The organism is Halorubrum amylolyticum, from assembly GCF_004114995.1.
Taxonomy (GTDB): Archaea; Halobacteriota; Halobacteria; order Halobacteriales; family Haloferacaceae; genus Halorubrum; species Halorubrum amylolyticum.
The window spans coordinates 1-2,525 of record NZ_SDJP01000066.1; the positions used below are offsets into that span (position 1 = coordinate 1).

General features: G+C 53.9%; 4 protein-coding genes. All 4 read left to right on the plus strand.

The window, feature by feature from the left end:
* Nucleotides 1-116: 116 nt before the first annotated feature.
* From ESO89_RS18200 to ESO89_RS18215, 4 genes are read left to right on the plus strand one after another with little or no spacing between them, the layout of a single operon-like run.
* A complete protein-coding gene (locus ESO89_RS18200) occupies nt 117-473 on the plus strand; it encodes a hypothetical protein (protein WP_128906797.1) in 357 nt (118 codons plus the stop codon).
* Nucleotides 466-1,392, plus strand: coding sequence for a type II toxin-antitoxin system HicB family antitoxin (locus tag ESO89_RS18825; protein ID WP_206731806.1), 927 nt, complete (start codon nt 466-468; stop codon nt 1,390-1,392). Before ESO89_RS18200 ends, ESO89_RS18825 begins: the two co-directional genes overlap by 8 nt.
* A 9-nt stretch (nt 1,393-1,401) precedes the next feature.
* Complete coding sequence (locus tag ESO89_RS18210; RefSeq protein WP_128906798.1) at nt 1,402-2,037, plus strand: hypothetical protein; 636 nt, start codon at nt 1,402-1,404, stop codon at nt 2,035-2,037.
* Nucleotides 2,038-2,039: 2 nt separating this feature from the next.
* Nucleotides 2,040-2,471 carry a hypothetical protein gene (locus ESO89_RS18215; RefSeq protein WP_128906799.1) on the plus strand — a complete coding sequence of 144 codons (432 nt, stop codon included), beginning with the start codon at nt 2,040-2,042 and terminating at the stop codon, nt 2,469-2,471.
* Nucleotides 2,472-2,525: the final 54 nt, after the last annotated feature.

Below are 2,525 nucleotides of genomic sequence, written 5' to 3' on the forward strand. Positions count from 1 at the left end.
TTAAATATCCGCATTGCTGCTGAACGTGGTTTGTGTCGGCGTTGTCGGATTCACGCCCGTCGTAAACGACGGGATTCTCTCCTCGTAGAAAGATAGTTCACCACCACGAGTCTCACGTGTACTGGTTCCTCATCAATTTCCTTACCGGAGACGGATGGGACGGCCTTGATACTGATGTGACTGTCCGTGTACTTGATTCAAGGGGCGAAATAAAGGACGCTTTCAGAGAATGGGACTGGCACGACCGGGCGTTTACAGCCACGATGGCCCCCGACGAGCCAGAACTGGTCGATGCTTCATGTTCCGAATGTGGAAAACAGCTTCACCCACAGCCGCGTGGAGAGGGGCCGTGGGTCTGCGATGACTGTCACAAAGGCCCGACAGACGAGGAGATCCAGCACATGCTTGAAACTGTAGACAGAATGAACTCAGACAATAACCAAATTCCCATTTCGGAGCTTACTGATGACTGAAATCAACATAGAGCAAGAAGACGACTGGTTCGTCATCAGTGACGAAGAGACTGGCGTCACGACTCAGGGCGAGTCAAAGATCGAGGCTCTGCTGATGTTGGCGGACGCACTGGCGGCCCACCAAGAGAGCGATGAGGATCTCCTTGCCATGGCGATGGACATCTTCGTCCGCGATCCCGATATGCCGACTATGGAGGGGCCAGATGGTGACGACTGGTCGCCCGAACCGCCTGATAAGAGCCGCGTCAAAAAGAACCGGGAGCTGGCGTTACACTTGGCTAAGTCGCACAAGCGCACCAACTTCTCTGATAGCCACTTTGTCCACCGAATCAGCTCGATGATTCACGGTTCGAGTTACGGGACGAAACCTTCGAGGCTGGCTGAACTCGGGTCGAAAGGGTACTGGAGAGTGTTCGAGGAAATCGCATCTGGAACTCGGTCGATTAACGAACTGGTGGAATCTGGAATCGACCGAGACGTGGCTCAGGAGTCCGTTGACGAGTTGCGCCGTTTGGGGATGGTCGCAGAGGCAGATGACGGTGAGTTGTACGCTGGATATGAGGTTATCACCACCGAACCTTACCTGATTCCTTCGGAAAATGTGATTGACTGGAGGGAGCATTTCGACCACGTACTCATTGGCGATCTCGATGAAGACGACCTCCCCGAGACTCCAGAAGAAGGGGTCTTCGTGGAAAGGATGGGAACCGGATATGGATGGTATCACGACCCGAGAACCTACAACAGCACTCCAGGTGATGTGCTGATGTCTCTGGAAGAAGCAGAAGAGAAGGCGAGTATGCCTTGTCCAAAGTGCTTCCCAGAATCGGAAGAGGCAGGGAGGTTCGACGTGACTGATATGCCAAGAGGGATCACGCGCTACGAACCGAAAGATCCCGATGGTGGAGAGACCAATTAGTGGTGAATTATGGATAGAGAAACCGTCAAAGAGGCGTTAGAAGCAGAGGGGAACGAACGAATTGAGTGCCCCGTCTGTGGCGATCAAATTCCTGCCTACGAGCTGGCTACTGACCACACACACACAACCGAACTGCTGGAGCTTGTAGCAAACCTGCTTCCCGAAGAGACCGACGAAGAACGGCTACGGAGAAGGGACAAAAAGCCCGCAAATCCGAACTCGTGGCAGGAGCAAGACGATCCTGATGACCTAATCGGCCAACACAGCGGTAGTTCGGCTTCAATGACAGACAACTACTATGATGAAGACACTGGTGGCCTGCGGGAGACGATCATCCGATTCGACCCTGAAGGAGTAGCACCACCGTCGATGCCCGAACGACTTCGTGCCCATGAGGAAGGAGCGAGTATCGATGAGATCGACGCGCTCCCGGAGCGGCGGGTGTTTGCCGTAGGGAACGAAGAGGACTACGAGCGAATCTCTGAAGCGGCTTGGGGAGTGGCGAACGCGTTCGTTGGCAGTTCACTCCACGCCGGACACGAACTTGTTGCCTGTCCAGAATGCGGGTACGAAGGTAGCGTCGATCAGGCAGTTTTCCCGGGCGGAACAGACCATCACTCAGATGCGGAGAAAGAGGAGGAGTAACGATGGGATTGTTCGACAGACTCACGTTCGAAGACGGTCTTGATATAGAGTTCCCTGACTTCGGTGCCGATCCCTTTGAGGTTACATGGCAAACGAAGTCCATCGCCCGTCACGAACCGTTGCGTGATGAATACAAGGTCACAGCAGAAGGCCGTCTGCTGAAGGAAGATGCCGATCATGAACACGTCCCTAAGGAAGAGCGGCCATATTATGACGAAGAAATCGGTGGCTTCGAGAGTTCCATACGGAAGATGGCAGGCAGTAGGAAGAAGATTCATCGGGGTTGGTCAGACACAGAATACCACGGGATATTCGAGTTCCACCGGACGATCAATGGTGACTACGTCAGTCTTGAGGCGAAGTTTACGGATGGCCAGCTGGTAGAGATTATCGTACGTGTTTACCCCGGAGTCTCGACAGCCGGCACAGCGTGAGCCCGTGAGATCAGTTCATTGTTACTGACGGCTCGACGAAGCTCTTCGTATGGA

What these genes read in the sequence shown, in the direction of transcription:
- ESO89_RS18825 (WP_206731806.1), top strand. Translation starts at nt 466, where the DNA reads ATGACTGAAATCAACATAGAGCAAGAAGACGACTGGTTCGTCATCAGT.
- ESO89_RS18210 (WP_128906798.1), top strand. Translation starts at nt 1,402, where the DNA reads ATGGATAGAGAAACCGTCAAAGAGGCGTTAGAAGCAGAGGGGAACGAA.
- ESO89_RS18215 (WP_128906799.1), top strand. Translation starts at nt 2,040, where the DNA reads ATGGGATTGTTCGACAGACTCACGTTCGAAGACGGTCTTGATATAGAG.